Here is a 22987-nt window from a genome sequence, read left to right as displayed (position 1 = left end):
GTGGGGTCACTTCCGGTCGAGACGGGTGCGGACGGCGAGGCCGGCGCACAGGATGACCACGAGCCCGCCGAGCACGGTGGCCCAGTCGAGTCGCTCGCGGAGGATGAGGGCCGCCCAGACGATGCTCAGCACCGGCTGGACGAGTTGGATCTGGCTGACCCGGGCGATCGGGCCGATCGCGAGTCCGCGATACCAGGCGAAGAAGCCGAGGAACATGCTCACGACGCCGAGGTAGCCGAACGCCAGCCAGCTGCCGATGGCTGCGGTCGGCGGCTGCTGGACGACCGCGAGTGCCGTGAGGGCGACCATGAGCGGTGATGCCACGACGAGCGCCCAGGAGATGGTCTGCCAGGAGCCCAGCTCCCGTGCGAGCAGTCCGCCCTCCGCGTAGCCGATCGCGGCTGCGACGACGGCGCCGAGCAGGAGGAGGTCCGACCAGGCCATCGGGGCCAGGCCGCCGTGCTGCACCGAGGCGAAGACCATCGCCGCGACCGCGCCCGAGCCGGCGAAGATCCAGAAGCGACGCGTCGGGCGCTCGCCGCCCCGGAGGACGGCGGCGACCGCCGTCGCCGCCGGGAGGAGGCCGATCACCACGGCGCTGTGACCGGCGGGAGCGGTGGTCAGCGCGAAGGAGGTCAGGAGCGGGAACCCGGCGACGACGCCGCCGGCGACGATCGCGACGCGCGCCCACTGCACACCGGTCGGTCGCCGCGCTCGCATGGTGGCGAGGGTGATCGCGGCGAGCAGGGCTGCGACGACCGCGCGCCCGGAACCGATGAAGAGCGGCGAGAGGCCGACGAGGGCGACCTTCGTGACGGGGACCGTGAGGGAGAACGCCAGGACGCCGAGGGCGCCCCAGCCGAGCCCGCTGCGGGATAACACTCGCGTCGGTGTCGCGATAACGCTACTCTGTAGACTCATGGACGACGATAGCACCGGGCGGATCGTCGCCGCCATGACCGCTTGGATCGCAGCGGCTCCTCCGGGTGCACGCGTGCCCTCCAACCGGGCGTTGACCGCCGAGTTCGCAGCGAGCCCCGTCACCGTCCAGAACGCGATGCGCCAGCTCGCCGGGCGAGGGCTCATCGAGAGTCGGCCGGGCGTCGGCACCTTCGTGCGGGCGGCTCGTCCGGCGCGGTCGGTGGACTACGGCTGGCAGACCGCTGCGCTCGGCGCGCTCCCGTGGCGCTCTGGCGCGCTGTCCTCGGCGCAACGGTCGGTCGCACCCGCCGCGATCGCGATGCACTCCGGATACCCCGCCCGAGAACTGTTGCCTGAACGGCTGGTCCGCGCCGCGCTCGCGCGCGCCGCCCGCACCGACGTGGCGATGACCCGATCGCCGGCGGCCGGCTCGCCGGAGCTCCAGGCGTGGTTCGCAGCCGACCTCGCGGCAGCCGCACCGCCCGGGGTCGCGCCGCCGACCGCCCGGGACGTCATCGTGATCTCCGGCAGTCAGAGTGGACTCAGCTCGATCTTCCGGGCACTCGTCGGCCCTGGGCAGCCGATGCTCATCGAGTCGCCGAGCTACTGGGGCGCGATCCTCGCGGCCGAGCAGGCGGGCGTGACGCTGGTCCCGGTGGCGACCGGTCCCGACGGACCGGACCCGGACGTCGTGGAGCGCGCGTTCCAGGACACCGGTGCGCGGGCGTTCTACGCACAGCCGACCTTCGCGAATCCGACCGGAGGTCGTTGGTCGCCGGAGACGGGGGTCGCGATCATCGAGATCGTCCGGCGACACGGCGCGTTCCTCGTCGAGGACGACTGGGCCCACGATCTCGCGATCGACGTCGATGCCCGGCCGCTCGCCGCGCTCGATGACGACGGCCACGTCATCTACCTGCGGTCGCTGACCAAGAGCGTCTCGCCCGCGTTGCGCGTCGCCGCCGTCATCGCCCGGGGCCCGGCCCACGACCGGATCCTGGCCGACCTGGCCGCCGAGTCGATGTACATCAGCGGGGTCCTGCAGGCCGCCGCCCTCGACGTCGTCACCCAGCCCGGGTGGCGGTCGCACCTCCGCGGTCTGCGACCGCTCCTCCGTGCCCGACGGGACCTGCTCGTCGCGAGTCTGCGCGAGCACGCCCCGGCGGCGCACCTCGAGCGGCTGCCGCTCGGTGGACTGAACCTGTGGCTGCGGCTCCCGGAGGGCACCGATGTGCCGCGCGTGGTCCGCGCATGCGAGAGCCGTGGGCTCATTGTCTCGGACGGCACCGAGTGGTTCCCTGCGGAACCCGCGGGGCCCTACGTGAGAGTCAACTACTCCGGCGAGGACGCGGGCCGCTTCGATGAAGCGGCCCGCATCCTCGGCGGTGTCCTGGCGGACGAACGTGCCTGAAGGTGTTCAGGCGACCGCTCGTTACAGGTCGAGCTTCGCGTTGTCGCCGCCGTCGTAGGTCTCGCCGGTGACCTTGGACTTCACGAACGCGACGGCGGTCGCGATCTTGCCGCCGGGGCTGTCCCAGTACTCGGCGCTGTCGGCCGAGAACTTGAGCAGACCGACGCGCGGGTCGGAGGGGCCGTCCGGGAACCATGCCTCGACGACGCTGTTCCACAACTCTTCCAGCTTGGCGTGGTCCTCGACGAGTTCGGCGGTGCCGGCGAGCGACACCCACGAACTGTCCGAGCTCAGCGTGACGCCGGCGTTCGGGTTGACGTCGAGCTGCTGCACGGCGGAGGCGTCCTTGCCGACGATGAACCACAGGTCGCCGTCGAACTCGCGCTCCTGGACGGTGAGCGGGTGGGCGACGAGCTTGCCGTCGAGGTCCACCGTGGTGAGCATCGCGAAGCGGAAGTCCGCGAGCAGCTTGTTGAGGGTCGTGTAGGGGTCGGTGTCTCCGGCCATGGGGTCTCCTTCGTCTCGTCGACCGGCCCGTCGGTGTCGGGGTGCCGGTCTGCGTGGCTCGCAGCCTACGACTCGTGGCTCCGACCGCACCTGGATGGCGCCGACCGTTGACGTGAGGCGGATCTTCTGCTCCTGTGGCGAGTCCGGCCGACGTGTCCTGTCGCCGTCTCCGGTCGCCCCATCGCACATCTCGTGCACGAGCGCCATGCTCCCGCCGTTCCCGGGTCCGCTCACTAGCCTGGACTCTTCATCACCGTAGGGAGAGACACATGAACACCTCATCGCTCACGAACCAGATCAACGAGGCGCTCGCGGCACTTGGCGGCGGTCCGTTCCTCACGACGAAGACCACCGAGCAGGACGCCACGACCACGGTCACCGGCACCCTCGGTGACAGCGAGATCCAAATCGACTTCATCGAGGAGGGCAACGGCACCGAGGCCGAGAAGGACCACACGGTCGTCGTCCGCGACGCCTCGGGCAAGCAGATCGGCGAGGGGCGCGGTGACTCGACCTTCGCCGACGCCATCTCCGCCTTCGGCTGGGCGGGCGTGCTCGACGCCGTCAAGAACGGCTGATCGCGCCATCATGACCTCGAGGGTCCGGTCTCGTCCGCGTTCGCGGTGGGCCGGGCCCTGTGTCGTCTCCAGGAGGCACCCGTGACGCCACGATCGGACGACGGGCCGGAGGAGGACGACCACTGGTTCGTCGTGAACGGTAGACGCTGGCGCCGGACGGATCCGAGTCTGCCGTCGGAACTCGTCGCGTCCCTCCAGTCCCACCTCGGCCGCGGGCGCTCCGGCGTCGGCGTCGCGAAGCGGGCAGGCGATGACGACGCGGTCGCTGCTGCCCGCCGCCGGGTCGGCCTCGCCAAGCACGGGCTCGGTGAACGCGGCCCGAAATGGTGGGAGGAGCCGGAGGCCGATCGACTCGGGCGCGCCGAGGCGGCGCTGCGGGAGCTCGACGCGCTCGACGAGGCATCAGCAGGGTGATCCGGCCGGGTGGACCTGCTCTCCGCCCGCTCTTGCGTTCTGATCGATCTCGGCATATCGTTTATCGATACCAACGACAATCGATATGGATGTGATGATCATGACCGAGTCCACCGATCGCCCGACGCCGTCCGGCTTCGACCACGCGGCCTGGCAGGCTGCGAAGACCCAGCGCTCCACCCGCAACGACCTCGTGTCCGTGCTCGGTGCCGCCGTCGTCGCGGCGGGGGCCGTCGTCGTCATGCTCGTCCTCCGGCTGCTCGACGTCTTCGGCACCGACGGGACCCGGGTGCCCGTGTTCTTCGACGCCGTCGACACGGTCCTGCCGGGTGCGGCAGGAACCGGCGCCTTCACGATCGACCAGGGCTCGGTCGTCGTCGCCGACCTCCCGGTGGCGACCTTCGTGTGTGTGCTGCTCGCCGCGATCCTGCCGGCGATCGCGAACCTCGTGGTCATCGTCTGCGGGTTCCGCTTCTTCCGCCGTCTGCTGCGTGGCGATGCCTTCGCACCCGGGAACGCACGGCTGCTCTCGATCGCCTCGATCGCCATCCTCTGCGGGTGGATCGCGGACACCTGGTTCGGCACGATGGCCTCGAACGGCGCGCTCGCTGTCGCGACCGACGGGGCCGTCGAGGGGACCCCGTATCCGCTCACCTGGATCCCGTTCTTCGTCGCCATGGCGGTCGGTGGCCTCGCGATCGCCTTCCGCGCCGGTGAGCGCCTGCGCGCCGACACCGAGGGACTCGTCTGATGGTGCCGACGCCCGAGGAGGACGTCGCGACCGGTGTGCACTGCAACCTCGACCGGTTGCTCGCCGACCGTGGGCTCACCCTCGCCCGGCTCAGCGAGCTCGTCGGGGTGAGTGTGGTGAACCTCTCGGTGCTGAAGAACGACCGCGCGAAGGCGATCCGGTTCTCGACCCTGACGGCGATCTGCCGGGTGCTCGACTGCACGGTCGGCGACCTGCTGGAGCTCGACGACGCCCGCTGAGTGGTTCGGACCCGACCTTCAGTGCCGCCGCTCGCGGAGCAGCAACTGCGTGAGGTACAGCCCGCCGACGACCACGGTGACGACGCCGACCGGGACCGTCAGCGGGATCAGATGCTGGGCCACGAGGTCGGACGCGAGGAGCAGGACGCCGCCGACGAGCCCCGTCGCGACCAGCGGGATCCCCGGCGAGCGGGTCAGTCGGCGTGCGATCTGCGGAGCGGCCAGGGCGATGAAGGCGATCGGGCCGGCGACGGCGGTCACCGCGCTCACCAGCGCGACCGCGAGGCCGATGAGGATGGCGCGTTCGCGGGTGAGGCGCACCCCGGTCGCGGCGGCCACATCGTCACCGAGTTCGAGCTGGCGGAGCGGACGGGCGGCGAACGGCATGACCGCGAAGAGCGCCACGAGGCATGCGAGTGCCGGCCACACGACGGTCGCGGTCGCGGTGTTGAGCGTCCCCGCGCCCCAGGCCGCCGCGAAGAGCGCGACATCGAGGTCGGCCCGGAGCAACAGCCAGCTGTTGCATGCCGCGAGCATGGCCGAGACGCCGATGCCCACGACGATGAACCGGAACCCCGACAAGCCCTGGCGGAGTGCCAGCAGGAAGATCGCGACCGCGGCAGCCAGACCGCCGAGCAACGACCCGGCCATCAACGCCGGCCAGCTACCGCCGAGGAGGAGGAGCGCGACGAGCATCCCGGTGAACGAACCGTTCGCGAGGCCGATGATGTCGGGGCTCGCGAGTGGATTCCGGGTGAGGGTCTGGAAGATCGCTCCCGAGACACCGAGCGCTGCACCGAAGCCGATCGCCGCGAGGACCCGGGGCAGGCGCCAGTCCAGCACGACCGTGCGGGCCAGGCCGTCGACGCGTCCGGTGAGGACGCCGATCACCTCCTCGGTGGTCAGCGGGTAGTCGCCGAGCGCGAGACCGGCGATCGCCGCGACGACGATCGCCAGGAGTGCGGTGGCGCAGACGACAAGGGTCCGTCGTGCCGGTCGGCGCCCGGTGATCGGACGTGCGGTCTCCCGTTCCCGCGTCGTGCTCACAGGCCCGAGGCCGTTCTGCGTCGGGCGAGCGCGATGAGGACGGGCGCCCCGACGAACGCGGTCACGAGCCCGACGGGCATCTCGCCCGGGAGCACCGCGATCCGTCCGACGACGTCGGAGCACAGCACGAGGACGCAGCCGACGAGGACCGAACCCCCGAGGATTCGTCGCTGATCACTGCCGACCGACCAGCGCACGAGGTGGGGTACGACGAGGCCGACGAAGGCGATCGGCCCGGCGATCGCGGTGGCGCCGCCGGCGAGCAGCGTCACCGCGGCGAGCACCAGGATGCGACTGCGCGTGACGCTGACGCCCTGTGCTCTGGCGACGTCCGGGCCGAGGGCGATCGCGTTGAGGCTCCGCGCGCTCGCCGCGGCCAGGACGAGGCCCACGGCGAGGAAGGGGAGGACCGGCACGACGACACCGAGGTCGCGTTCGAGCAGGCTGCCGGCGTTCCAGCCGCGCATCCGGTCGAACGCGTCGGGGTGCGTGATCGCGATCCCCGTCGTCAGCCCGGCGAGCACGGCGCCGAAGGCGACACCCGTGACGGTGAGGCGAGCGGTGGAGGACTGCTCGCGCCCGCCCGAACCGATCGCGTACACGACGAGGGTGACGACGAGCGCCCCGCCGCACGCGAGCCAGGTGATGTCGCCCGGCGCCCGGACGCCGAGGAACGCCAGGCCGACGGCGACCGCGAAGCCTGCCCCGGCGTTGACCCCGAGGATGCCGGGGTCGGCGAGCGGGTTCCGGGTGAACGCCTGCATGAGCGCGCCAGCGACGCCCAGGGCCGCGCCGACGGCCAGCGCCGCGACCGTGCGCGGCACCCGCTGATCCCACACGACGAAGTCCGCCTCGTCCGAGCCCGTGCCGAGGAGCGCGGCACGGACGTCATCCGGTGCGATCGGGTTCGCGCCGACGAACAGCGACAGGAGGACGGCGACCGCGAGCGCCGCGACGCCCGCGAGCAGTCCGACGAGCAAACGGTGTCGCTGCGGCGCCCGCCCGCTCACCGAGGTGTCGCGGGCGGTCAGGATCGCGGTCGGCTTCGTCACGACCCGTCGGAGAGCAGCCGGTCGAGGTCGTCGAGGACGGCCATGCCGCCGAGGGGGCCGACGCCGGTGATCCAGAAGGACTGGTCGACGAGGTGCAGCTCGGGGAAGGCGTCCGAGTTCGCGGTGAGGGAGGCCGGCAGTGTCGAGGTGTCGTCGGGGTCGACGCTCGTCACGAAGACCTGGTCGGCCTTCGCCTCGAGTACGCGCTCGGGGGAGAGGTCGAGGGAGATGTCCTCCCAGGCGTGTTCGGGCGTCGTGAACCCGGCGCACTCGAGGGTGCTGCCGGCGAAGGAGGTGGGGCCGTAGAGCGTGAGGACGCCGTCGCGCGGGCGGATCAGCTGTGCCGTCTTGCCGGCGGTGTCGTGCTCCTTCGCGATCTCCGCGCAGCGTGCGTCGTAGGCGTCGAGGAGTTCGTCCGCGCCGTCCGGGTCACCGAGTGCCTCGGCGACGAACTGCACGTTGTCGCGCCAGGGGTCGGTCTGCGTCGCCATGAACACGGTCGGCGCGATCTCGGACAACTGGTCGTACAGGGCGGAGTGCCGTGACTCGGTGCCGATGATGAGGTCGGGCTTCGCGGCGGCGATCAGCTGCACGTTCGGCTCCGCCACGGTCCCGACGGTGGGGATGTCGGCGGCCTGCTCGCCGAGGTAGGCGGGGACGCCGGCGGTCTCGTTCAGCACCGCTGCGCCCACCGGGGTGATGCCGAGCGCGACGGTCGTGTCGAGCTGCACCGGTTCGAGGACGACGACCCGCTTGGGTGCGTCGGGGATGCTGGTCTCGCCGTGGGCGTGCTCCATGACGTGGGTCGCGCTCGTCGCGGTGTCCGAGGGGGTCGAGGCGCTCGAGCTGCTGCAGGCGGAGAGGCCGAGGGCGGCGATGGAGAGGGCGGCGACGGCGACGAGACGTCGACGATGGGCGGGGGGGAGGGGCACGGATCACCTTTCGAACGGGCCGCGACGGACGCGACCAAGTAAGGCAAGCATAACCTTCATTCGGGCGTGGTTCTGGGGCGAGCGTTCCAGTAGCCCTGCCCGTGCACGCGCTCGGGATCGATCCCGTGGTCGGTCGTCGCAGCGCGCAGGAGAGGGATCCGGGTGCTCTCGGTCACCAGCCAGGCGGCGAAGTCCGTGCCCAGTGTCGCCGCCGACGACCCGTGCAGTTGGAGCCACTGCTCGATGCCGGCGACGAGCGCGTCACCGGCAGGCCGCCCGGCCCGTTCATGGACCTCGACCGTGTGACGCTCGAGCAGTGGCCCGAGCAGGGCGGTGTCGGCGGAATCGCCGAGCTCGAGGAGGACGTGGGCGCGGACGTCCTCGTCGAGGGAGCGCAGGATCCCGTGGACGGCGGGGAAGGCCGTCTCGTCGGCGGCGATGAGCACGGTCGTCGCGGTACCGGGCGCCCACTGGACACCGTGCGTCGGGTCGCCGCGACGGACGTCCGGCCCCGAGACGAGCAACCGGTCGCCCGGCCGCGCCCCGAGCGCCCAACGACTCGCCGGACCGGCCGGCTCGTGGATGAACACGTCGAGGTCGACCTCCTGCTGCGCCGGCCTGACGCGGTGGGCGGTGTAGCTGCGCATCACCGGGCGGTCCGCCGGTGGGAGCGCTCGCCAGGCGCGCCGCCACGCGTGCTCCGGCAGGCCGCCGTGGAGTCCGTCCGGGTACGCGCCGTCGTCTCCCGGCAGCAGGATCTTGATCCGCTGGTCCCGCTCGTACGGGGCGAAGTCGACGAGCGAGGCACCGGCGAGGGTGAGGCGGACGAAGCCGGGGGACAGCCGTTCCGTGCGGTCCACGACCGTGTCGAACAGGATGTTCGGCGAGTGCAGGAACGGAACGGGCATCCTGTCGAGTCTAGGAGGACCCGGCTGCGGCGTGCCGGGTCCTCCGTCGTTCACCCGCGGCGGACGGCGCGTGCGATCACGGCGCAGAGGGGGATGGCGACGATGGTCAGCGCGGCCGCAGCCGGGAGGAGCAGGGACGCACCCCAGGTTCCGAGGATGATCCCACCGACCGCCCCGCCGGTGGCGATCGAGCAGTTCCACACCGTGACGAGCGCCGACTGGGCCGCGTCCGCGGCGTTCCCGGCGATCCGCGCGATCGCCACCTGGAAGAGCACGGAGTAGGCGCCGAAGGCGAGCCCCCAGCCTGCCGCTGCGATGAGGAGGACGACGACCGGGGGATCCCAGGCCACAACGGCGAGGCCGACGGTCCCGAGGAGGGCGGCCGTGAGGATGGTCGTCCCGAGGCGCAGGTTCGCCAGCCGTCCGGCGCCGAGGGTCCCGACGACCGACGCCACACCGAAGGTGGCGAGGAGCACCCCGAGCGGCACGGGCGTGCCGCGGGCGGACAGGACCGGTGCGAGGTAGGTGTACGCGATGTTCTGGCCGATGATGCAGACGGCGAGGGCCACGAGGATCGTGACGACCGCGGGGATGCGGAGCGCCGCACCCATGCGTGTCGAACGCCCGGGGGCGCTGCCTGCCACGCGGGGAGCGACGACGACCGCGATGGCGCCGAGGAGCGCGGTGGCGGCGGCGACGATCCCGAACACCGTGCGCCAACCGAACCCCTCACCGAGGACCGCGCCGGCCGGGACGCCGAGCGCGAAGCCGAGCGTGGCACCGGACAGCACGATGCCGAGTGTGGAGCCGAACCGCTCCGGGGTGGTGAACCCGCGCGTGTACCCCGGGAGCATCGCCCAGACGACGCCGGCCACGAGCCCCGCGACGAACCGGGTCGCGAGATGCGTGAGCAGGTCGGGCGCGACGGCCGTGCCGGCGTTCGCGAGCGCCGAGACGATCAGGGCGAGCAGCACGACCGTCCGGCGGTCGAGTCTCGCGAGCGCACGGCTGATCGGGATCGCGGCGACGATACAGCCGAGTGCGAAGACGGCGACGCTCTGGCCCGCGATCGGCTCCGACACGCCCAGGTCGGCGGCCATCGCGGGGAGGACCCCGGCCGGGAGCACCTCGGTGAGGAGCGTCACGAATCCGACGGCGGCGAGGAGCAGCGCGGTCGGGAGGGGAGAGCGGGTTCGGGTGGCAGGAGGAGTCGTGGATCGTGTCGTGCGCACGCTGTCGGTGGTCATGTCGGTGAGTCTCCCGGCCTGCCACTGGTGGCAGGGTCAAGCCGACGAGGATGCCCCGGGAATATCCGCCCGGCACCGACGGCTGCTCCAAGAGGACACAACTCGGTCGAAGGGGTCTTGCATGCGCATCGGCGAACTGGCGGCGGCCACCGGGAGCACACCGCGGCTGCTCCGGTACTACGAGGAACAGGGGTTGCTGCGCCCGACCCGCTGCCCGAACGGGTACCGCGAGTACGGGAACCACCTCGTCGCGAAGGTGCAGCGCATCCGCGAGCTGATCGCCGTCGGCATGCCGACCGCGCTCATCCTCCAGGTCCTGCCCTGCTTCGAGGACGACGACACGATCTACCAGGTGACGCCCTCGGCGGAGGTGCTGGAGCGGTTGCTCGAGCATCGCGAGCGACTGGATGCGAAGCTCGGCTGCATCCAGGAGAGCCGGGACGCCATCGACCTCTACCTCCAGCGCGTCGGCGGCGTCGTGGTCTGAGTCGACCGGGTCGACCGAGTCGGCTGGGTAGGCTCGGCGCATGTCACTCGATCCGTACTACCGCGACCGCCTGAGCCTCTTCGACGGGTTCTCCAACGCCGATCGCGCCGCCGCCGGCGGAGCGCTCGACGAGGCGTTCCAGGAACGACTCATCGCGTACGGCGACGACGGGCCGTGGAGCCCGCCGAGTGATGTGGTGATCACCGACGAGGTCGTCGACGGTCCGCACGGTGCGGTCCCGATCCGACGCTACGTCCCGGCCGATCCCAGTGGCGTCGCGCTCCTCTGGGTGCACGGCGGCGGCTTCGCGTCGGGGACGCTCGACTGGCCGGAGGCGCACGTCGTGAGCGCCGAACTGGCGGCGCGATCGGCTGCCGAGGTCGTCTCCGTGGACTATCGACTGGCGGACGGCACGACGCGATACCCGGTGCCGCTCGACGACGTGCTCGCGGTCTGGGAGCAGCTCGACGACGAGCGGTCGACCGTTCCCGGTTCGCGGACGGCCATCGGTGGGGCCAGCGCCGGAGCGGCCCTCGCGCTCGCCGCGTCACTCCGCAGCGATCGTCGTGCGGACGCCGTGCTGCTGGCCTACCCGTTCCTGCACGCGGTCGTGCCCGCCTTGCCGTCGGACGTCCTGGCCGAGATGGCGGTCCTCCCGGACTTCATGCGGTTCCCGACCGAGTCGATCGACTGGATGGTCGAGAACTACGTCGGTCGACTCGACGACGTGCCCGAGCTCGCCCTGCCGGGAATCGTCCCCGTGACCCCGGACCGCCCGCCGCTGTCGGTCCTGCTCTCGGAGTTCGACGACCTCCGGCCGTCGGGGGAGCTGCTCGTCGCGGCGTCGGAGGCCGCCGGTGCACCCGTCCGTAGTCGGCTCGAGCCGGGCGTCCTCCATGGTCACCTCAATCGCCATCCGGTCGCGCCAGGCGTCTCCCCGTCGCTCGACTGGCTGGCCGACGGGCTGCGCGCCGTGGGGAACCACGCCGGCTGAGTCTTGCGTGATCCCCGTCAGCGGGCATACTGGAGTCACACTCCGTTCCCGAACGGAGTTCGGTTTTCGCTTCCGGCTCGCCTGAGCCCGGGTGATCCCGACGCCGCCCCACTCACCGACGAGAAACGGACCACCCATGAGCGAGCATGAACCGGCGCTGCCCTACCGCGACGCGAGCCTGCCGGTGGAGGACCGGGTGGAGGACCTCCTCGGACGGATGACCGTCGCCGAGAAGGCCGGCATGCTCTTCCAGACGATGATCGCCCCGGGCCCCATCGACGAGGCGAACCCGCACATGGGACTCGCGAGCGGCGAGCACATGATCGGCGAGCAGCTCATGTCCCACTTCAACGTCCTCGGCACCGCGCCCGACACGACGGCCCTCGCCGAGTGGACCAACGCCCTGCAGGAGCGCGCCTCGCGCACGCGACTCGGCATCCCCGTCACCCTGTCGACCGACCCGCGCAACCACTTCACCGACAACGTGGGGACGGCGGCCCGTGCCGGCGCGTTCTCGCAGTGGCCCGAGACGCTCGGCCTCGCGGCGATCGGATCGGCCGACCTCGTCGAGGCGTTCGCCGACACCGCGAGGCAGGAGTATCTCGCCGTCGGGATCCGGCTGGCGCTCCACCCGCAGGTCGACCTCGCGACCGAACCGCGCTGGTCGCGCATCGGCGGCACGTTCGGTGAGGACGCCGAGCTCAGTGCCGAACTCGTCGCGGGCTACATCCGAGGCTTCCAGGGCGCCGAACTCGGGCCGCAGTCGGTCTCCACGATGACGAAGCACTTCCCCGGCGGTGGGCCACAGCTCGACGGGGAGGACCCGCACTTCGCCTACGGGCGCGAACAGGTGTACCCCGGCGACAACTTCGACTACCACCTCATCCCGTTCCGCGCCGCGATCGCCGCCGGTGCCGCGCAGATGATGCCGTACTACGGGATGCCCGTCGGGACCGAGCACGAGGAGGTCGCGTTCGCCTTCAACCACGGGATCATCACCGGGCTCCTCCGCGAGGAGCTCGGGTTCGCAGGCGTCGTCTGCACCGACTGGGGACTCGTCACCGACACGTCGATCATGGGGCAGGACATGCCAGCGCGGGCGTGGGGCCTGGAGCACCTCGACGAGCTGTCCCGGGTCGAGCGCATCCTGCAGGCCGGTTGCGACCAGTTCGGTGGCGAGGCCCGACCCGAGCTCATGGTCGAACTCGTCGAACAGGGGCGCATCACCGAGGATCGCATCGACGCCTCGGTGCGTCGACTGCTGCGCGAGAAGTTCGTGCTCGGGCTCTTCGAGCAGCCGTACGTCGACGCGGGCGCCGCGAGCGGCATCGTCGGGCGCGCGGACTTCGTCGCCGCCGGCGAGGCCGCACAGCGCCGCGCCTTCACCGTCCTGACGAACGTGGAGGAGACGCTGCCGGTGCGCTCGCCGCGTCCGCGGTTGTACGTGGAGGGCGTCGATCCCGAGGTCGCCGCCGCGTACGGCGAGGTCGTCGCGGATCCGGCTTCGGCGGACGTCGCCCTCGTGCGCATGCAGACGCCGTACGAACCGCGGCCCGGCGGCTTCGAGGCCATGTTCCACGCCGGATCGCTCGACATCCCGGCCGACGAGGTCGAGCGGTTGCGGGCGCTCGCGCTGGCGGTGCCGACGGTGCTCGACATGCACCTCGACCGACCGGCGATCCTCACCGGGGTGGCGGTCGCGGTCGCGGCGCTCGTCGCGAGCTTCGGCGGCAGCGACGCGGCGTTCCTCGACGTCGTGTTCGGTCGGGCGCTGCCGGAGGGCCTGTTGCCGTTCGACCTGCCGCGCTCGATGGCGGCCGTCGAGGCGAGTCGGTCCGACGTGCCCTACGACACCGAGGACCCGCTCTTCCGTTTCGGCCACGGCCTCACCTACCCCGCCGGTCCCTGAGCACCCCTCCCGGTCCCTGAGAGCACCCCTCCCGGTCCCTGAGCCTGTCGAAGGGCGTCAGCGCTCGGACCCGCGCAGCTCCAGACGCACGTCCAGTGTGTGGGTCACGGGCGGGCCCGCCTCGCCGGCGATCAGTGCCAGGAGGGTCTCCGCCGCCACGCGGCCCATGAGCGCCACGTCTTGCGCCACCACGGACACCGGCGGCGACACGAGCGGTGCCGCCTCGAAGTCGTCGAACCCGACGAGCGGAAGCCGTCGCCCGGCCGTCGCGAACGCCTGCACCGCCCCGATCGCGGCCCGGTTGTTCGCGGCGAACACGGCGTCCACCTCGCCCGACGCCAGGAACCCCGCCACGACCACCGCAGCGTCCTCGACGGAGTGGGCGCCGTCGGAGACGATCGGCTCGATCGGACCCGTCCCCGCCGCGCCGCCGAGGTCGGCCTCAGCCAGCGCCCGGTGGTAGCCGGCCAGTCGCTCGCGCATCGTGTACAACTCGAGTGAGTCGCCGAGGAACGCGACCCGTCGTGCGCCCGCGGCGAGCATGGCCGCGGTCGCCCGGGTCGCTCCGCCCGCGTTGTCGGCGAGCACCGTGTGCGCCTCGACCGACTCGAGTGGCCCGGTCGGTCGGTCGACGAGCACCATCGGGACGTGCACGATCGTGCTCGTGGCCCAGGCCGTCGTCGCTTGGCGTGGCGGCACGACGACGAGGCCGTCCACGCGCTGCGCGACGAGCCGGTCGACGAGGAGGCGGTGCCGGTCGGCGTCCTCCTCGGAGCTCGCCGACATCAGCAGGTAGCCGTGTTCCGTGCACACGCGCTCCACCGAGCGTGCCAGCACCGAGTAATAGGGGTTCGCCAGGTCGCTGATGATGAGCCCGATGACCTTGCTCGACCGCCCGGGCCGGATGCTCGCGGCCGCCAGGTTGTGCCGGTAGCCGAGGGCCTCGATCGCCGCGCCGATCCGTTCCGACAGCTCCTGGTTGATGTTCGTCGCGCCGTTCACATACCGTGACACCGTCTTCAGCCCGACCCCGGCCGCCGCGGCGACGTCGTTCATGGTCGGGGGTCGGGAGCTGCGCATGCTCACCATCCTGGCGTATGGGGGGTCACACGACCGGCTCGCCCGCGCCCGCGGCAGCGAAGAGGCCGTTGAGTCCGGGGCGCAGTCGGGTGATCTCAGCCGCCGTCGGCCGGCGTCCCGCGATCGTCGCAGCGGCACTCGCGCCCGCGAGCTCGGCCGCTTCCGCCGGTGCTGCACCGCGTGACATCGCGAACAGCAGGCCGGCGGTCGACGCGTCCCCGGCGCCGTTGGTCGACACGAACGCGGGTGCGGCGACGGGCGGCGCGACGAGGTCGACGTCGGCCCAGGCCTCGGCGAGCGGTGCGAGCATCCGTCCGCTCAGTCGCAGGCGGTCGACGCCGGCCGCCCGCAGGAGCAGACCGTCCTCGCCGGCCGAGATCGCCACGACGCCGGCGCCCCAGGCGAGCAGGAGGTCCGCGAACGCCGCGGCTTGGGCCAGCGGTGATGCGCTGGTCCCGGCCGGGAGGCGGAGCGTGCCGAGCGCCGAACGCAGGTCGTCGACGCTCGGACTCACGACGTCGGTCAGCGGCAGGGTGCGCCGGAGGATCGCCTCCCAGTCGAGATGGCCGACGGCGCTCGTGGGGTCGACGACGGCGAGGTCCATGGACGTGGTGGCGCCGTGTCGGTGGATCCGTTCGAGCAGCCTCGCGAGGGGCGCCGCGTCGTCGGCGACGATCCCGGGGAGCAGCGGGGGATAGCCGAGGTGGACCAGGTCCGCGTCGCCGACGGCCAGGTGCTCGCCGGTGAACACCTCGTTCGCGCCCGTGTGGTGCCAGAAGGTCCGGTCGAGGCCGGCGGGCTCGACGACGACGCTGTAGGAGGTCGCGGCCCGGTCGGTGACCTCGAGCGCCGGGTGGAGCCGGTTGTGCGCCGCGATGCGTGAGGCGACGATCGCGCCGAGCTCGTCGTCGCCGACGGTCGCGTGCAGGCGGACCGTACTCCCGAGATCGGCGAGGGCGAGGCCGGTGTTCGCGACGCAGCCACCGAGGGAGATGCGGAGCGGGCCGGTGTCGATGAGGGCGCCCGGATCGATGCGTGCGCTCGCGCTCAGCCCCGGCGACAGGTCGACGCAGATGTGACCGGCGACGACGATCTCGCCCATGGACCCTCCGTTCTTCGCCCCGGGCTGACCCGGGCCAAGCTAGACAACGTTGTCTCAGGCCACTACTGTGACACACCGAGGGACGATTCGGAAACCCTCCCCGTCACGATCAGGAGCCGCCGCAATGTCGCTGTACCGCCTCAATCGTCTCTTCAACGCCCGATCCGGTCGCGCGCTCGACGTCGCCGTCGACCACGGGTTCTTCGGCGAGCGTTCGTTCATCACCGGCATCGAGGACATGGGCGAGGTCGTCCGCACGCTCGTCGCCGCGGGCCCGGACGCCGTCCAGCTGACCCTCGGGCAGGCCCGTCTCCTGCAGCAGGTCCCCGGTAAGGACAAGCCGGCGCTCGTCCTCCGGACGGACGTCGCGAACGTCTACGGCAACCCCCTCGACTCGATCCTCTACAGCCACCACGTGCCGCACGCGATCGAGGAGGCCGTCCGGCTGGACGCCGTCGCCGTGTGCGTCAACCTCATGCAGATCCCGGAGCACCCCGAGGTCCGTGAGGCGAACATCCGCTCGATCATGGCCCTGCGCCGCGAGGCGACCCGGTACGGGATGCCGCTCATGATCGAACCCCTCGTCATGCAGGACAACACGACGGCCGGCGGGTACCAGGTCGACGGCGACATCGAGAAGATCGTCACCCTCGTGCGCCAGGCGGTCGAACTCGGCGCCGACCTCATCAAGGCCGATCCGAGTAGCGACATCACCGAGTACGCGCGCGTCGTGCAGGTCGCCGGAGACGTCCCCGTCCTCGTCCGTGGCGGCGGTCGCGTCGACGATCGGACCCTGCTGGAGCGCACGGTCGCCGTCCTCGACGCCGGGGTCAGCGGCATCGTCTACGGCCGCAACATCATCCAGCACGAGCACCCGGCGGCCATCACCGCGGCACTCATGGCGGTGCTGCACGACGGCGCCGACGCCGATGCCGGCCTCGCGATCCTCGAGGCGGCTCGCGCATGAGCGCCGACCAGGTGACGGCCGACCGGCCGACGGCGGAGCGCGTCAACGTCGCGATCATCGGCGGCGGACTCATGGGGCGCGAGATCGCAGCCGCCATTCAGCGCTGGCCGGCGCTCATCGACCACCCGGTGCGACCCCGACTGACGGCCGTCTGCGACATCAACCCGGCGGCGCTCGACTGGTTCGACGAGATCGACACGGTCGTCACGAAGACCACGGACTACCACGAGCTGCTCGCCGACCCGTCAGTCGACGTCGTCTACGTGGCCGTGCGTCACGACCTTCATGAGCAGATCTACACCGACGTCATCCGCGCCGGGAAGGGCCTGCTGGCGGAGAAGCCCTTCGGGATCGACGCGGCGGCCGCGCAGTCCGTCCTCGCGGCGATGGCCGAGCACCCGGAGAGTTTCGTCCGGTGTTCGAGTGAGATGCCGTTCTTCCCGGGAGCGCAGCTGGCGATCGACTATGTGCGGTCCGGGGCGCTCGGCACGATCGTCGAGGCGCGCAACAGCTTCCTGCACTCGAGCGACATCGATCGGGGCAAGCAGATCAACTGGAAGCGCCAGACGCGGTTCTGCGGTGAGGCCGGCGTGATGAACGACCTCGGGATGCACACCTGGCACGTGCCGCTGCGGCTCGGCTGGGCACCCGAGAGCGTGTACGGGGTGCTGCAGAACATCGTCACCGAGCGTCCGGGCCCCGACGGTTCGCTGGTGCCGTGCGACACCTGGGACAACGCGGTGCTGCACAGCTGGGCGACCCACGACGGTGTCCGTTTCCCGCTGACGACCGAGACGAAGCGCATCGATCCCGGGCAGAAGAACACGTGGGAGTTCGAGGCGATCGGTCTCGACGGCGGGGTCCGGTTCAGCACGAAGAACCCGAAGCTCGTCGAGGTGTTCGCGGTGCGGGACATCCCGGGTGGCGGTCGGGAGCAGGTGTGGCAGCAGCTGGACGCGGGCAGCCAGTCGGTGTGGCCGACGGTGACCGGCCCGAACTTCGAGTCCGGGTTCTCCGACACGATCCTCCAGATGTGGGCCGTGTTCCTCGCCGAGCGGCACGGCTCGCTCGGTGACCGGTTCGGGGCGGCGCGCCCCGAGGAGGCGGCGCTCACCCACGACATCTATCGCGCGGCGATCCGCTCCCACGAGGAAAGTCGCGCGATCGCGCTGTGACGTGCGCATCGGCTGGGAGGCCACCCGACCGTCTCCCAGCCGGGAGCGCGTGGGCCCCGCGTTCCGTCCGTGAGCGGAAGCCGGTGTCGGCGGGGTGGGGGACACTCGGGAGATGCCCCACAGAGGATGCGTACAACCCGGGTGTGACGCCGCGGCATCGGTCGACGCGCCCGTCGCGCTCTGCGAGGATCACCTGGCCCTCGCCGCCGACTGGGCGGAGCGCCGATGGGGCGTGGTCGACGCCCTGCCCTCACCGTGCATCATGTGCGGCTCGCGGCTCGGCCGGCACTACCCGTCCGCCTGGTTGTGCGCCGCGTGCGAGTGGCGGCACGGGGACGTGCCCGACGACGACCTCGCCCGGCCGCGGATCGACGTCGTCTACTACCTGCGCCACGGCGACCGCGTGAAGATCGGCACCACGACGAACCCACGCCAGCGGTTCGCCGCGATCTGGCACGACGAACTACTCGCCCTCGAACGCGGCGACCGGCACGTCGAGCGTGCGCGTCACGAACAGTTCGCCCGCGAGCGCCTCGAACGCTCCGAATGGTTCACGGGGTCGCCCCGACTGCTCGCCCACATCGCCTCGGTCGCCCGCGACGTCGACCCCTGGGACCTCTACAGCCGATGGCTCAGCGAGGCCGCGGCACTGCGTGGGCGATAGTCTGCCGCTCCCGAGCCCGTCGAGGGGTGGGAAGCGCTCGCGGGCACGTGTGCGGGCCGGGGGACCCGGATCGTCCAGCGGGGAGGGCTCAGCGCACCGCGGACGCGGTGCGGCATGAGTCGCGCTCGACGAGGTGCACCGGGAGGACCGTGCTCCGGCGGTACCGCCCGTCGGGGCGGTCGAGGCGATCGATGATCCGTTCCGCCGCGAGTCGGCCGAGGGCCTCCGGGTCCTGCGTGATCACGGACACCGACGGTCGCAGGAGCTCGGCCAGGGGGAAGTCGCCGAACGCGACGAGTGGGAGCGGTTGCTCGGCGAGTGCGGGCAGCAACGCCATCGTGCAGACGGCGTTCGACGAGAACAGGGCCGTCGCCCGCGAGTCGATGGCCGCCAGCGCGCGCGCCGCCCCTTCGCGGGTCGCCGCGCCGAGGGCGACGAGCTCCTCGTCGGCGGCCAGCCCGGCTTCGGTGAGTGAGGCCCGATACCCGCGCAGCCGCTCGGCGGTCGTCGGTAGGGCCAGCTGGTCGCCGACGAAGGCGATCCGGCGGTGGCCGTGCTCGACGAGGTGGGTCGTCGCCGCGAACGCTCCACCGAAGTCGTCCTGCGTGAACGCGTCGGCAGCGAGCCCGCCTGGCGCGCGGTCGACGAACACGAACGGCGTCCGCGACGCCCACGCTGCCAGTGAGCTCTGGTCGTCGCTGATCGGCGCGAGCACCACTCCGGCCAGCTGACGCCGGAGCATCGGCTCGAGGACCGCGCGCTCGCGGCCCGGGTCGTCGCCGAGGCTCGTGACGAGCGTCGACATGTCGTGATCGCGCGCCGTCCGCTCCACCGCACGCGCGATCTCGGCGAAGAACGGGTCGACGATGTCGGGGACGGCGACCCCGATGACCGACGGGCGGCCCGAGCGGAACGCCGTCGCCAGGGAGTTCGGCACGTAGTCGAGCTCCCGCATGATCGACTCGACCCGTTCTCGGGTCGCCGGGAGGACGTGCGGGTCGTCGTTGAAGACCCGCGAGACCGTCTTCGCGCTCACGCCGGCGGCTGCGGCGATCTGGCGCATCGTGGCCATGCTCGGGTCCCCCCGTTCGGTCCTGCCGGTTCGGGTCAGCGCGCGGTGTAGCCGCCGTCGATCGGCAGCGAGACGCCCGAGATCATGCCGGCGGCGTCGCTCAGCAGGAAGGTGATCGGGCCGGCGATGTCGTCCTCGGTGGCCCACTTGCCGAGCGGCATCGCCTCGAGGAAGGGGCCTTCGATGTCGGGCCGACCCCAGTACCAGGCGGACATCGGCGTCATCACGACCGTCGGGTTGACGGCGTTCACCCGGATGCCGTACTTCCCGAGTTCCAGGGCGGAGACCCGCGTGATGTTGTCGAGCGCGGCCTTCGACGAGCCGTAGGAGATGTGGCCGGAAAGCGCGACGAGGCTCGCCTGGCTGGAGACGTTCACGATCGCGCCGCCGCGTTCCTGGCGGATCATCTCGCGGGACGCGTACTTGGTGACGAGCAGTGACCCGCGTGCGTTGATGCTGATGACCTTGTCGAACACGTCGATGTCGGTCTCCTGAGGGGAGGCGATCTCGCCGCCCCAACCGCCGGAGTTGACGACGCCCCAGATGTCGCGTCCCTCGATCGCGTCGCGGATGCTGTCCTCCGAGGTGAGGTCGAAGGGCAGCGGTTCGGCGCCCGTCTCAGCGGCGATGGCGTCGAGGTGCTCGACGTTGCGACCGGAGGCGATCACCTGCGCGCCCGCTGCGACGAGGTGGCGGACGGTCGCGCCGCCGATGCCGCCGCTCGCTCCCGTGACGAGGATGGTGCGGCCGTTGAAGTCAGTCATGAGGTGGTCCGATCGACGTGATGAGGCCCGTGCGTCGGTGCACCGGGTCGGGAGCATCATAACCACGGAATGACGGTCATGTCACCCGTGACATGGATTTCTGTCGCAGATGATGACACCGGTGACATCTGGTGTTGACACACGCATCCCCTGGACTTACCGTGAGTCGGGCGACGGCGCGACCGCGACCGGTCGGCTCCCAGGAGAGGTCAGGCATCACGATGAGCGGCACGACGACCACCGCCGGGACCGGCCTCGATGGCTTCGTCGACCTCGACGGCCTCATCGATCACGCCCGCTCGCTCGCCGCCACCGGGTCCCGCCGGATCCTCGGGATCGTCGGGGCACCCGGTGCGGGCAAGTCCACCGTGAGCGACGCGATCGCCGCGGCGCTCGGCGACCAGGCCGTGATCGTCGGGATGGACGGCTTCCACCTCGACAACGCCGAGCTCGTCCGCCTCGGGCGACGCGACCGCAAGGGCGCGCCCGACACCTTCGACGTCGACGGTTACGTCGCACTGCTGTCCCGCCTCGCCCGTGCCGGACGCACCGCCGATTCGCCGGGCACACCCATCTACGCACCCCGGTTCGACCGCTCGCTCGAGGCGTCGATCGGCAGTGCCGTCCTCGTCCGACCTGAGGTGCCGCTCGTGATCACGGAGGGCAACTACCTCCTGTTCGACGACCACGGCTGGCAGGGTGTCGCCGCGCATCTCGACGAGTCCTGGTACGTCGACGTGGACGACGAGGTCCGCCGCGACCGACTCATCGCCCGACGCCTCGGTCACGGACACCCGCGCGACGAGGCTGAAGCCTGGGTGCTCGGCGTCGACGAGCCGAACGCCCGCCTGGTCGACGCGACCAAGCAACGTGCCACCCGGATCGTCACGCTCGACGCATCGACGCCGGTGGAGACCGAATCCACCCACGGCGCCTGACCCACCCTGCAGCCCCAGCACGCTCGACCTGCACCACCCGGAACCCGCTCACCGACGAGAAGGCACCACATGACCCAGCTCTCCGACGCCACCCTCACCGCTCTCGACGAGCGGGTGGCCGTCCCCGCCTATGACCGCTCGGCCATCCGACCCGGCATCGTCCACTTCGGGGTCGGCGCCTTCCATCGTGCGCACGGGGCGATGTTCGTCGACCGCGTGCTCGGGCTCCCCGGCGACGAACACGCGTCCTGGGGGCTCGTCGGCGTCGGCACACTGGCCGGTGACGCCGCCATGCGGGACGCGCTCGGCGCTCAGGACCGGCTCTACACGCTCGTGACGACGAGTCCGGACGGCGAGGTCGAGGCACGCGTCGTCGGGTCGATCGTCGAGTACCTGTTCGCTCCCGACGACCCGGAAGCGGTCCTCGCCCGCGTGAGCGATCCGTCGACGCGGATCGTGTCGCTCACGATCACCGAGGGCGGCTACGGGGTGAACGATGCGACCGGGGCTTTCGAGCCGAGCGACGGTGCGACGCTCGCGGACCTCGACGGACTGCCGTCGGGGGCGCTGCCGCAGAGCCCGCTCGGGTTCATCACGGCGGCCCTCCGTGCCCGACGCGACGCCGGCGCGGTCCCGTTCACGGTCATGTCCTGCGACAACATCCAGGGCAACGGGCACGTCGCCCGGACCGCGATCCTCGCCTTCGCCGAGCGCATCGACCCGGCGCTCGCCGCCTGGATCGGTGCCGAGGCGCGGTTCCCGAACTCGATGGTGGACCGCATCACGCCGGCGACGACGGACGAGCAGCGTGCGTTCGTGTCCGAGCGGTTCGGGATCGACGACCGCTGGCCGGTGCTCTCGGAATCGTTCGAGCAGTGGGTGCTCGAGGACGACTTCTCCGACGGTCGTCCGCCATACGAGCAGGTGGGCGTGCAGCTCGTGGAGGACGTCGAGCCGTATGAGCTGATGAAGCTCCGGTTGTTGAACGCCTCCCACCAGGCGATGAGCTACCTCGGGTTGCTGGCGGGGGAGACGTACGTGCACGACGTCTGCCGCGACGAGCTGTTCTCGCGGTTCCTCCTCGGGTACATGCACGAGGAGGCGAGGCCGACGCTCGCGCCGGTCCCGGGCATCGACATCGACGCGTACTGTGCGGAGCTGATGCGCCGATTCGGCAGTGAGGCGATCAAGGACACGTTGGCGCGGCAGATCGTCGACGGGTCGGAGCGCATCCCCAAGTTCCTGCTCCCGGTCGTCCGTGAGCAGTTGCGGACCGGCGGCGGGATCGCGCGTTCGGCGCTCGTCCTCGCAGCGTGGAGTCGGTTCATCGAGGGTGTCGGTGACGACGGGCGGGAGCTTGCCCCGGTCGATCGGCGGTTGGCCGAGTTGCAGGCGGCCGTCGCGCAGGAGGCGGAGCGCCCTGGGGCGTTCCTGGACCTGGAGGTCGTGTTCGGCGACCTCGGATCGGACGCGCGACTGCGCGAGGCGTTCATCGCGGCGCGCGCGCGGCTGGCGGACGTCGGTGCGCGGGTGACGGTGGAAGAGGTCGTCGCCGCGGGGTGAGTCTGCGGAGGACGGGGCGCGCCCCGTGTGCCCTTCGACAGGCTCAGGGACCGGGGTGGCCGGGTTGTCGAGGACGGCGTCGTCCGCCTGGCTTGTCGACGCGTGGTGGTTCCCCGGTTCGGTCCCGGAGCTTGTCGAGGGGGGGTCCGTCTCGGTCCCTGAGCTCGTCGAAGGGCAGGCGGGTGCGGAGGCAGACGGGTGCCTTGGTTCAGGCGGCGAGGTGGATGCGTCCGCCTCGGATGGGGGTTTGGTGGCGGTCGATGTG

The 22987-nt window shown here is 71.5% G+C and carries 24 protein-coding genes; 13 read left to right on the top strand and 11 right to left on the bottom strand.

All coding sequences use genetic code 11. From position 1 onward, the window contains the following. Positions 1-6: 6 nt before the first annotated feature. On the bottom strand, positions 7-921 hold the full coding sequence (locus tag AC4PMY_RS10840; RefSeq protein ID WP_491622708.1) for a DMT family transporter: 915 nt from the start codon (positions 919-921) through the stop codon (positions 7-9). Here AC4PMY_RS10840 and AC4PMY_RS10835 point away from each other — a divergent pair. Further along, positions 920-2332 carry an aminotransferase-like domain-containing protein gene (locus AC4PMY_RS10835; protein ID WP_491622707.1) on the top strand — a complete coding sequence of 471 codons (1413 nt, stop codon included), beginning with the start codon at positions 920-922 and terminating at the stop codon, positions 2330-2332. The two genes, AC4PMY_RS10840 and AC4PMY_RS10835, sit on opposite strands and share 2 nt — an antisense overlap. 21 nt (positions 2333-2353) lie before the next feature. On the opposite strand, the gene AC4PMY_RS10830 is transcribed toward AC4PMY_RS10835, so the two are convergent. Next, the gene (locus AC4PMY_RS10830) at positions 2354-2839 is read right to left on the bottom strand and encodes a pyridoxamine 5'-phosphate oxidase family protein (protein ID WP_064294726.1); all 486 of its coding nucleotides are present in this window, start codon (positions 2837-2839) and stop codon (positions 2354-2356) included. Between the two features lie 269 nt (positions 2840-3108). On the opposite strand from AC4PMY_RS10830, the gene AC4PMY_RS10825 reads away from it, so the two are divergent. The 4 genes from AC4PMY_RS10825 (at position 3109) to AC4PMY_RS10810 (ending at position 4821) form a co-directional block, all read left to right on the top strand. Beyond that, positions 3109-3417, top strand: a complete 309-nt coding sequence (locus AC4PMY_RS10825; RefSeq protein WP_491622706.1) for a hypothetical protein — start codon at positions 3109-3111, stop codon at positions 3415-3417. An 81-nt stretch (positions 3418-3498) separates the two neighbouring features. Next, positions 3499-3831 carry a hypothetical protein gene (locus AC4PMY_RS10820; RefSeq protein WP_064294728.1) on the top strand — a complete coding sequence of 111 codons (333 nt, stop codon included), beginning with the start codon at positions 3499-3501 and terminating at the stop codon, positions 3829-3831. Positions 3832-3931: 100 nt separating this feature from the next. Further along, positions 3932-4582 carry a DUF2975 domain-containing protein gene (locus tag AC4PMY_RS10815; RefSeq protein WP_491622705.1) on the top strand — a complete coding sequence of 217 codons (651 nt, stop codon included), beginning with the start codon at positions 3932-3934 and terminating at the stop codon, positions 4580-4582. Then, positions 4582-4821: a helix-turn-helix domain-containing protein gene (locus AC4PMY_RS10810; RefSeq protein ID WP_491622704.1), complete on the top strand. Its 240-nt coding sequence runs from the start codon at positions 4582-4584 to the stop codon at positions 4819-4821. Before AC4PMY_RS10815 ends, AC4PMY_RS10810 begins: the two co-directional genes overlap by 1 nt. An 18-nt stretch (positions 4822-4839) precedes the next feature. Here the strand turns inward: AC4PMY_RS10810 and AC4PMY_RS10805 are convergent, their stop codons facing one another. Genes AC4PMY_RS10805 through AC4PMY_RS10785 form a run of 5 tightly spaced genes read right to left on the bottom strand, consistent with a single transcriptional unit; the run spans position 4840 to position 10007 of the window. Beyond that, positions 4840-5868, bottom strand: coding sequence for a FecCD family ABC transporter permease (locus AC4PMY_RS10805; RefSeq protein ID WP_071259211.1), 1029 nt, complete (start codon positions 5866-5868; stop codon positions 4840-4842). Beyond that, positions 5865-6920, bottom strand: a complete 1056-nt coding sequence (locus tag AC4PMY_RS10800) for a FecCD family ABC transporter permease (protein WP_491622703.1) — start codon at positions 6918-6920, stop codon at positions 5865-5867. The genes AC4PMY_RS10805 and AC4PMY_RS10800 overlap by 4 nt, the downstream gene beginning before the upstream one ends. Beyond that, the gene (locus tag AC4PMY_RS10795; protein ID WP_491622702.1) at positions 6917-7852 is read right to left on the bottom strand and encodes an ABC transporter substrate-binding protein; all 936 of its coding nucleotides are present in this window, start codon (positions 7850-7852) and stop codon (positions 6917-6919) included. The genes AC4PMY_RS10800 and AC4PMY_RS10795 overlap by 4 nt, the downstream gene beginning before the upstream one ends. Positions 7853-7908: 56 nt before the next feature. Further along, positions 7909-8760: a siderophore-interacting protein gene (locus AC4PMY_RS10790; protein WP_491622701.1), complete on the bottom strand. Its 852-nt coding sequence runs from the start codon at positions 8758-8760 to the stop codon at positions 7909-7911. Between the two features lie 50 nt (positions 8761-8810). Next, positions 8811-10007 (bottom strand): MFS transporter, encoded by a 1197-nt coding sequence (locus tag AC4PMY_RS10785; protein WP_491622700.1) that lies wholly within the window; start codon positions 10005-10007, stop codon positions 8811-8813. 121 nt (positions 10008-10128) lie between these two features. On the opposite strand from AC4PMY_RS10785, the gene AC4PMY_RS10780 reads away from it, so the two are divergent. From AC4PMY_RS10780 to AC4PMY_RS10770, 3 genes are all read left to right on the top strand, one after another. Continuing rightward, a complete protein-coding gene (locus tag AC4PMY_RS10780; RefSeq protein ID WP_491622699.1) occupies positions 10129-10494 on the top strand; it encodes a MerR family transcriptional regulator in 366 nt (121 codons plus the stop codon). Between the two features lie 40 nt (positions 10495-10534). After that, positions 10535-11488: an alpha/beta hydrolase fold domain-containing protein gene (locus AC4PMY_RS10775; RefSeq protein WP_491622698.1), complete on the top strand. Its 954-nt coding sequence runs from the start codon at positions 10535-10537 to the stop codon at positions 11486-11488. A 136-nt stretch (positions 11489-11624) separates the two neighbouring features. After that, a complete protein-coding gene (locus AC4PMY_RS10770; RefSeq protein WP_491622697.1) occupies positions 11625-13397 on the top strand; it encodes a glycoside hydrolase family 3 protein in 1773 nt (590 codons plus the stop codon). Positions 13398-13454: 57 nt separating this feature from the next. Here AC4PMY_RS10770 and AC4PMY_RS10765 read toward each other — a convergent pair whose 3' ends face one another. Then, a complete protein-coding gene (locus AC4PMY_RS10765; protein WP_491622696.1) occupies positions 13455-14477 on the bottom strand; it encodes a LacI family DNA-binding transcriptional regulator in 1023 nt (340 codons plus the stop codon). Between the two features lie 25 nt (positions 14478-14502). Then, positions 14503-15579: a carbohydrate kinase family protein gene (locus AC4PMY_RS10760; RefSeq protein WP_491622695.1), complete on the bottom strand. Its 1077-nt coding sequence runs from the start codon at positions 15577-15579 to the stop codon at positions 14503-14505. A gap of 124 nt (positions 15580-15703) precedes the next feature. Here AC4PMY_RS10760 and AC4PMY_RS10755 point away from each other — a divergent pair, with 124 nt between their 5' ends. The 3 genes from AC4PMY_RS10755 to AC4PMY_RS10745 all read left to right on the top strand — a co-directional run bounded on the left by AC4PMY_RS10755 (position 15704) and on the right by AC4PMY_RS10745 (position 18385). After that, the gene (locus AC4PMY_RS10755; RefSeq protein WP_064294740.1) at positions 15704-16546 is read left to right on the top strand and encodes a class I fructose-bisphosphate aldolase; all 843 of its coding nucleotides are present in this window, start codon (positions 15704-15706) and stop codon (positions 16544-16546) included. Continuing rightward, positions 16543-17721 carry a Gfo/Idh/MocA family protein gene (locus AC4PMY_RS10750; RefSeq protein WP_491622694.1) on the top strand — a complete coding sequence of 393 codons (1179 nt, stop codon included), beginning with the start codon at positions 16543-16545 and terminating at the stop codon, positions 17719-17721. The genes AC4PMY_RS10755 and AC4PMY_RS10750 overlap by 4 nt, the downstream gene beginning before the upstream one ends. 112 nt (positions 17722-17833) lie before the next feature. After that, positions 17834-18385 carry a GIY-YIG nuclease family protein gene (locus tag AC4PMY_RS10745; RefSeq protein ID WP_491622693.1) on the top strand — a complete coding sequence of 184 codons (552 nt, stop codon included), beginning with the start codon at positions 17834-17836 and terminating at the stop codon, positions 18383-18385. A gap of 88 nt (positions 18386-18473) precedes the next feature. Here AC4PMY_RS10745 and AC4PMY_RS10740 read toward each other — a convergent pair whose 3' ends face one another. Together AC4PMY_RS10740 and AC4PMY_RS10735 are read right to left on the bottom strand one after the other, a co-directional pair. Continuing rightward, positions 18474-19457, bottom strand: a complete 984-nt coding sequence (locus tag AC4PMY_RS10740) for a LacI family DNA-binding transcriptional regulator (protein WP_491622692.1) — start codon at positions 19455-19457, stop codon at positions 18474-18476. Positions 19458-19492: 35 nt separating this feature from the next. Next, complete coding sequence (locus tag AC4PMY_RS10735; RefSeq protein WP_064296395.1) at positions 19493-20221, bottom strand: SDR family oxidoreductase; 729 nt, start codon at positions 20219-20221, stop codon at positions 19493-19495. A gap of 221 nt (positions 20222-20442) precedes the next feature. On the opposite strand from AC4PMY_RS10735, the gene AC4PMY_RS10730 reads away from it, so the two are divergent. Continuing rightward, positions 20443-21159, top strand: coding sequence for a nucleoside/nucleotide kinase family protein (locus AC4PMY_RS10730; RefSeq protein WP_064296393.1), 717 nt, complete (start codon positions 20443-20445; stop codon positions 21157-21159). A 69-nt stretch (positions 21160-21228) separates the two neighbouring features. Further along, complete coding sequence (locus AC4PMY_RS10725; protein ID WP_064296392.1) at positions 21229-22722, top strand: mannitol dehydrogenase family protein; 1494 nt, start codon at positions 21229-21231, stop codon at positions 22720-22722. Positions 22723-22987: the final 265 nt, after the last annotated feature.

The sequence above is a fragment of the Plantibacter sp. MDV22-iso1 genome, from assembly GCF_058408345.1.
The sequence above is the reverse complement of the archived record's forward strand: the minus strand, read 5'-3'. Positions and strand labels throughout refer to the sequence as shown.

What these genes read in the sequence shown, in the direction of transcription:
- AC4PMY_RS10730 (WP_064296393.1), top strand. Translation starts at nt 20,443, where the DNA reads ATGAGCGGCACGACGACCACCGCCGGGACCGGCCTCGATGGCTTCGTC.
- AC4PMY_RS10790 (WP_491622701.1), bottom strand. Translation starts at nt 8,760, where the DNA reads ATGCCCGTTCCGTTCCTGCACTCGCCGAACATCCTGTTCGACACGGTC.
- AC4PMY_RS10760 (WP_491622695.1), bottom strand. Translation starts at nt 15,579, where the DNA reads ATGGGCGAGATCGTCGTCGCCGGTCACATCTGCGTCGACCTGTCGCCG.
- AC4PMY_RS10840 (WP_491622708.1), bottom strand. Translation starts at nt 921, where the DNA reads ATGAGTCTACAGAGTAGCGTTATCGCGACACCGACGCGAGTGTTATCC.
- AC4PMY_RS10740 (WP_491622692.1), bottom strand. Translation starts at nt 19,457, where the DNA reads ATGGCCACGATGCGCCAGATCGCCGCAGCCGCCGGCGTGAGCGCGAAG.
- AC4PMY_RS10750 (WP_491622694.1), top strand. Translation starts at nt 16,543, where the DNA reads ATGAGCGCCGACCAGGTGACGGCCGACCGGCCGACGGCGGAGCGCGTC.
- AC4PMY_RS10755 (WP_064294740.1), top strand. Translation starts at nt 15,704, where the DNA reads ATGTCGCTGTACCGCCTCAATCGTCTCTTCAACGCCCGATCCGGTCGC.
- AC4PMY_RS10810 (WP_491622704.1), top strand. Translation starts at nt 4,582, where the DNA reads ATGGTGCCGACGCCCGAGGAGGACGTCGCGACCGGTGTGCACTGCAAC.
- AC4PMY_RS10725 (WP_064296392.1), top strand. Translation starts at nt 21,229, where the DNA reads ATGACCCAGCTCTCCGACGCCACCCTCACCGCTCTCGACGAGCGGGTG.
- AC4PMY_RS10770 (WP_491622697.1), top strand. Translation starts at nt 11,625, where the DNA reads ATGAGCGAGCATGAACCGGCGCTGCCCTACCGCGACGCGAGCCTGCCG.
- AC4PMY_RS10785 (WP_491622700.1), bottom strand. Translation starts at nt 10,007, where the DNA reads ATGACCACCGACAGCGTGCGCACGACACGATCCACGACTCCTCCTGCC.
- AC4PMY_RS10775 (WP_491622698.1), top strand. Translation starts at nt 10,535, where the DNA reads ATGTCACTCGATCCGTACTACCGCGACCGCCTGAGCCTCTTCGACGGG.
- AC4PMY_RS10835 (WP_491622707.1), top strand. Translation starts at nt 920, where the DNA reads ATGGACGACGATAGCACCGGGCGGATCGTCGCCGCCATGACCGCTTGG.
- AC4PMY_RS10745 (WP_491622693.1), top strand. Translation starts at nt 17,834, where the DNA reads ATGCCCCACAGAGGATGCGTACAACCCGGGTGTGACGCCGCGGCATCG.
- AC4PMY_RS10815 (WP_491622705.1), top strand. Translation starts at nt 3,932, where the DNA reads ATGACCGAGTCCACCGATCGCCCGACGCCGTCCGGCTTCGACCACGCG.
- AC4PMY_RS10765 (WP_491622696.1), bottom strand. Translation starts at nt 14,477, where the DNA reads ATGCGCAGCTCCCGACCCCCGACCATGAACGACGTCGCCGCGGCGGCC.
- AC4PMY_RS10830 (WP_064294726.1), bottom strand. Translation starts at nt 2,839, where the DNA reads ATGGCCGGAGACACCGACCCCTACACGACCCTCAACAAGCTGCTCGCG.
- AC4PMY_RS10780 (WP_491622699.1), top strand. Translation starts at nt 10,129, where the DNA reads ATGCGCATCGGCGAACTGGCGGCGGCCACCGGGAGCACACCGCGGCTG.
- AC4PMY_RS10825 (WP_491622706.1), top strand. Translation starts at nt 3,109, where the DNA reads ATGAACACCTCATCGCTCACGAACCAGATCAACGAGGCGCTCGCGGCA.
- AC4PMY_RS10735 (WP_064296395.1), bottom strand. Translation starts at nt 20,221, where the DNA reads ATGACTGACTTCAACGGCCGCACCATCCTCGTCACGGGAGCGAGCGGC.